Here is a 5,512-nt window from a genome sequence, read left to right on the forward strand (position 1 = left end):
AACCGGGCAGGCGCCAGCGTGCGCGTCGTCGACCTGTCCGTGGACGGCGACACGGATCCGTCGGTGTCCGCGTTCAAAATCCGCCGCTCGTCGGGGGCGATCGACCGCGAGGACGCGCTCACCCACGAGGAGACACTGCAGGCCATCGAGGCCGGACGGTCCATCGCCGACTCCGAGATCGATTCCGGCGCAGACCTGTTGATCGCCGGCGACATGGGAATCGGCAACACCACACCGGCCACCGTTCTCATCGCCGCGCTGACGGACACCGAACCGGTGGCGGCGGTCGGCCGGGGCACCGGTGTCGACGACGCCGGCTGGATCCGGAAGACGGCAGCGATCCGCGACGCGATGCGCCGGGCCCGGCCGGTGGTCCGGGACACGGTGGCGCTCCTGCGGACGGTGTCGGGCGCCGACCTCGCCGCGATGGCCGGCTTCCTCGCCCAGGCCTCCGCCCGCAAGACCCCGGTAATTCTCGACGGCGTCGTCGTGACCGCGGCCGCCATGGTCGCGGAGGAACTCGCGCACGGCGCCCGCGCGTGGTGGCTGGCCGGTCACCGTTCCACGGAACCGGCACACACGATCGCGCTGAAGCATCTGCAACTCGACCCTCTCCTCGAACTCGACATGCGGCTCGGCGAGGGGTCCGGGGCCGTCACCGCACTGCCGATCCTGCAGGGCGCCGTCGCCACGCTCGCGGAGATGGCGACGTTCGCTGAGGCCGGCGTCAGCACCCGCGACGCCGAGGACGGCGAGGGCACCGAGACCGGCTCCGCCGCCGATACCGCGGGCTGACCGTGTCGGGCGTGCTGCTCGCGTTCTCCTGGCTGACAGTTCTTCCCCTGCACGGACCGGATTCCGTGGACCGCGTGTCGGGTCGCCGCGCGATCCGGGCGGCGCCGGTGACCGGGATCGCGCTGGGAGTCCTGGCCGCGGGGCTGCTGTGGGCGCTCGTGTCCGCCGGTCTCGACCCCGCCCTCGCCGGCCTGATGACGGTGGGTGCACACGCTCTCGCCACCCGGGGCATGCACATCGACGGTCTGTCCGACACGGTCGACGGGCTCGGCTGTTACGGGCCGCCGGAGCGGGCGCGGGCCGTGATGCACAGCGGCGGTGCGGGCCCGTTCGGGGTGTGCGCCCTGGTGATCTGCCTGGGCGCGCAGGGACTGGCGTTCGGATCTCTCGCCGCCGCAGGACAATTCGCGTGCGTCGCCGTCGCCGTGGCGGCTGGGCGGGTGGCGGTCGTCTTCGCCTGCCGGCGCGGAATTCCCGCGTCGTCGACGGAAGGTTTCGGCGCACTGGTCGCCGAAACCCAGTCACCGTGGACCGGCATCGCCTGGACCGTTCCGCTCCTTGCGGCGGCCGCGTGGTGCACCTCGCCGTGGTGGCAGGGACCGGTCGTCGTGGCGGTTGCGCTGACGCTCACCGCGTTGCTGGTGGCCCACTGCGTCCGGCGATTCGCCGGCCTGAACGGCGACGTTCTCGGCGCCGCGCTCGAGATCACCGTCACCGTCGCGGCGATCGGTCTCACTTTCTGAGCACCCGCCGGAACCGAGCTCAGCGCAGTTTGGTCATCCACCCGTGGGTGTCGGCGAACGTTCCCCGCTGAATGCCGGTCAAAGTGTCGCGCAGGGCCATGGTGACCTCGCCGGGCTCGCCGTCGGCGATCGTGAATTCACCCTCGGCCGACTTGACCCGGCCGACGGGTGTGATGACCGCCGCCGTACCGCACGCGAACACCTCGGTGATCTCGCCCGACTTGGTCTTGGTGCGCCATTCGTCGGTGCTGATCCGACGCTCCTCCACCGCGAACCCGGCGTCGGTCGCGAGGGTCAGCAGCGAGTTGCGGGTGATACCCGGCAGCAGCGAACCGGACAGGGACGGCGTCACGAGGCGGGCGTCGGAACCGGAGCCGAACACGAAGAAGAGGTTCATGCCGCCCATCTCCTCCACGTACGACCGCTCGATCGCGTCGAGCCACACCACCTGGTCGCATCCCTCGTCGGCGGCCTGCGCCTGCGCGAGAAGCGAAGCCGCGTAGTTGCCCGCGAACTTGGCGGCGCCGGTGCCACCGGGTGCGGCGCGCACGTACTCCGTCGACAGCCACACGCTGACCGGCTTCACACCACGCGGGAAGTAGGCGCCTGCGGGCGAGGCGATCAGCAGGTAGCGGTACTCGTCGGCCGGACGCACCCCGAGTCCGGCCTCGGTGGAGAACATGAACGGGCGAAGGTACAGCGCGTCCTCACCACCGGCGGCGGGCACCCATTCGTGGTCCAGCTCGAGCAGTTCGGTGATCGACTTGACGAACAACTCCTCCGGCAGTTCCGGCATCGCGAGACGGCGAGCCGACGTCGCGAGTCGTTCGGCGTTCGCCTCGAGGCGGAACGTCGAGATGCCGCCGTCGGGCTGCCGGTACGCCTTCAGCCCCTCGAAGATGGCCTGTCCGTAGTGCAGCACCATCGCGGCGGGGTCGAGCTGAAGCGGCCCGTACGGTTCCACCTTGGCGTCGTGCCAGCCGAGCTCCGTGGAGTAGGTGATCGACACCATGTGGTCCGTGAAGTACCGGCCGAATCCGGGCGCCGCCAGTATCTCTCGCCGTACCTCGTCGGAGGTGAGGGCGGGATGCGGGATGCGAACGAACTCGGTGACACCTGTCATGCCCGTGATCTTATCGAACGCCTTCCGCCGCCCCACGGCCGACAGGTCGTCCGCGACAGGCGCTTACTTGGTGTTGATCTCCACGAACGGCGGAGACACCACCTCGGCGCGCAGCGAGCGCCCCCGGACGTCCACGGCGATCTCGTCACCCGCCGATACGCCGGCTCCGGAGTCGAGCAATGCCAATGCGATCCCGGCCTTGAGCGTGGGCGAGAACGTGCCCGACGTGGTCTCGCCGATCGACTCGCCGTCGCGCAGCACGGTCTGACCGGCTCGGAGTACCCCGCGGTCCAGTGCCTTGATGCCCCACAGCTTGCGCGCCGGGCCGGACTCCTTCTCGTCGGTGAGCGTCTCCTTGCCCCAGAACTTCGGCTTCTTCCACCCGATCGCCCAGCCGCATCGCGCCTCGAGCGGGGAGATCTCCAGGGACAGTTCGTGACCGTGCAATGGGTATCCCATCTCGGTGCGCAGCGTGTCCCGGGCACCGAGACCGGCGACCTGGCCGCCGTGCGCGCGGACCTGCTCGACCGCGGCCCGGAACAGCGTCTCGCTGTCCTCCCAGCGCGGCAGCAGTTCGAATCCGATCTCACCGGTGTACCCGCTGCGGCAGACGCGGACGGGAACCCCGTCCCAGGTGGCGTCCGCGAAGGCCATGTACTCGATGTCCGTCGGCAGGCCGAGCGCGGTGAGCACCTCGGCCGACTTCGGGCCCTGGACGGCGATCACACCGAAGTCCCGGTGCTGGTTCTCCACCGTGACACCCTCGGGCGCCGTGGCGGCCAGTGCCGCGACCACGTCCGCGGTGTTGGCCGCGTTGGGGACGAGGAACACCTCGTCGGGCCTCACGAAGTAGGCGATCAGGTCGTCGATCACGCCGCCCGACGGCGTGCAGCACAGCGTGTACTGCGCCTTGCCGGGCCCGATCTTGTCGAGATCGTTGGTCAGCGCCGAGTTGACGAAGGCGGCGGCGCCGCTGCCCCGCACGAGGGCCTTGCCGAGGTGGCTGACGTCGAACACCCCTACCGACTCGCGCACCGCGGTGTGCTCGGCGACGACACCGGCGTACGAGACGGGCATCTCCCAGCCGCCGAAGGGAGCGAACGTGGCCCCGAGTTCGACGTGAACGGCGTGGACGGGACCCTGCGACAACTGCTCCTCGGTCATGGGCCTCAACTTATCCGACCCCAGGGCGCACCGGGTAGGCGACGGCGGACGAGCACTACCATCGGGACGGACGTCGACCATCCGACACCCCCCGATCCCGAACCGCTGCAGGAGAGACACCGTGAGCACTCACACAGCCCGACCCCTCGGACCACAACTCGCCCTCGCCGGCACCGTCGGCAAGCGGGTGGACGTGCTGGTGATCGGGCTGACGTCGACCTCGGACGGCCCCGAAATCGCGCTCGGCGACGGCCTCGTCGACGAATCGGTGCTGGCCRGTCTGCTCGACACACTCGTCGCGGTGGGGGCCTCCGGCAAGGCGGAGGAGACGACCCGCATCCCCGCACCCGACACGCTTCCGGTCGACAGCGTGCTCGCCGTCGGGCTCGGTTCCGCCGAGAAGCTCGACTCCGAGCAGATCCGCAAGTCCGCGGGCGCCGCGGCGCGGTCGCTCAGTGGCGTCGGCACCGTCGCGACCACCCTGTCGGTACTCGATCTCGGTGCGGCAGCCGAAGGTTTCGCCCTCGGCGCGTACCGCTTCAACGAATTCAAGTCCGCGAAATCCGCCCCCGGCCCCGACGCACAGCCCGTCTCGCGGGTGGAGCTGCTGGTCTCGTCTCCGCGCGCGAAGGAGGCGAAGGAGACCCTCACACGGTCCGCGGCGATCGCCGACGCCGTCGCCACCGCCCGCGAATTCGTCAACACTCCCCCGAGCCACCTGTTCCCCGCCGAATTCGCCGACCGCGCAAAGACTCTCGGCACCGACGCCGGACTGAAGGTCGAGGTCCTCGACGAGAAGGCGCTCGAAAAGAACGGGTACGGCGGCATCCTCGGGGTGGGCAAGGGCTCCTCCCGGCTGCCGCGACTCGTCCGATTGACCTATTCGGCCAAGAAGCGGAACGCCCCCAAGGTCGCGCTCGTCGGCAAGGGCATCACGTTCGACACCGGCGGCATCTCCATCAAGCCCGCCGCAGGCATGGAGAACATGACGTCCGATATGGGCGGCGCCGCAGCCGTTGTCGCCACCGTGGTCCTCGCCGCCAAGCTCGGACTGCCCGTCGACGTCACCGCCACCGTGCCGATGGCCGAGAACATGCCGTCGTCCACCGCGCAGCGTCCCGGCGACGTCCTCACCCAGTACGGCGGAACCACGGTGGAGGTCATCAACACCGACGCGGAGGGACGCCTCGTCCTCGCCGACGCCATCGTCCGCGCATGCGAGGACGACCCCGACTACCTCATCGACACCGCGACCCTCACCGGCGCGCAGATGGTGGCGCTGGGCAACCGGACGCCCGGTGTCATGGGCACCGACGAGTTCCGCGACCGCGTCGCCGCCATCTCCCAGGAGATCGGCGAGAACGCGTGGGCCATGCCGATGCCCGCCGAACTGCGCTCGGACCTCGATTCGAAGGTCGCCGACCTCGCCAACGTCACCAACCATCGCTGGGGCGGCATGCTCGCGGCGGCCCTGTACCTGAAGGAGTTCGTCGCCGACGGCGTCCAGTGGGCACACATCGACGTCGCCGGACCGGCCTACAACTCGTCGGGACCGTGGGGATACACCGGCCGCGGCGGCACCGGCGTGCCCGTGCGCACCATGATCTCGGTGATCGAGGACATCGCCGCCAACGGATAGGCGCTCCGCGCCCGTGCGCCTTTCTGGTTGCTCCGGCTACCAGAAAGG

At 70.1% G+C, this 5,512-nt stretch carries 5 protein-coding genes; 3 read left to right on the top strand and 2 right to left on the bottom strand.

Annotated features, from left to right (window positions below; all coding sequences use genetic code 11):
* Both AC1D1G_RS40905 and AC1D1G_RS40910 read left to right on the top strand, forming a co-directional pair.
* On the top strand, positions 1 to 795 hold a 795-nt coding region (locus tag AC1D1G_RS40905), incomplete at its 5' end, for a nicotinate-nucleotide--dimethylbenzimidazole phosphoribosyltransferase (protein WP_477956464.1).
* 2 nt (positions 796 to 797) lie between these two features.
* Positions 798 to 1,538 (top strand): adenosylcobinamide-GDP ribazoletransferase, encoded by a 741-nt coding sequence (locus tag AC1D1G_RS40910; protein ID WP_283334235.1) that lies wholly within the window; start codon positions 798 to 800, stop codon positions 1,536 to 1,538.
* 19 nt (positions 1,539 to 1,557) lie between these two features.
* Here the strand turns inward: AC1D1G_RS40910 and AC1D1G_RS40915 are convergent, their stop codons facing one another.
* Together AC1D1G_RS40915 and gcvT are read right to left on the bottom strand one after the other, a co-directional pair.
* On the bottom strand, positions 1,558 to 2,661 hold the full coding sequence (locus AC1D1G_RS40915; RefSeq protein ID WP_317567664.1) for a branched-chain amino acid aminotransferase: 1,104 nt from the start codon (positions 2,659 to 2,661) through the stop codon (positions 1,558 to 1,560).
* A gap of 63 nt (positions 2,662 to 2,724) precedes the next feature.
* Positions 2,725 to 3,825, bottom strand: a complete 1,101-nt coding sequence (gene gcvT, locus AC1D1G_RS40920) for a glycine cleavage system aminomethyltransferase GcvT (RefSeq protein ID WP_477956465.1) — start codon at positions 3,823 to 3,825, stop codon at positions 2,725 to 2,727.
* 121 nt (positions 3,826 to 3,946) lie between these two features.
* On the opposite strand from gcvT, the gene AC1D1G_RS40925 reads away from it, so the two are divergent.
* The gene (locus AC1D1G_RS40925) at positions 3,947 to 5,464 is read left to right on the top strand and encodes a leucyl aminopeptidase (protein ID WP_477956466.1); all 1,518 of its coding nucleotides are present in this window, start codon (positions 3,947 to 3,949) and stop codon (positions 5,462 to 5,464) included.
* The last annotated feature ends 48 nt before the right edge of the window (positions 5,465 to 5,512 follow it).

This window comes from Rhodococcus sp. P3_B8 (assembly GCF_056402775.1).

What these genes read in the sequence shown, in the direction of transcription:
- AC1D1G_RS40915 (WP_317567664.1), bottom strand. Translation starts at nt 2,661, where the DNA reads ATGACAGGTGTCACCGAGTTCGTTCGCATCCCGCATCCCGCCCTCACC.
- gcvT (WP_477956465.1), bottom strand. Translation starts at nt 3,825, where the DNA reads ATGACCGAGGAGCAGTTGTCGCAGGGTCCCGTCCACGCCGTTCACGTC.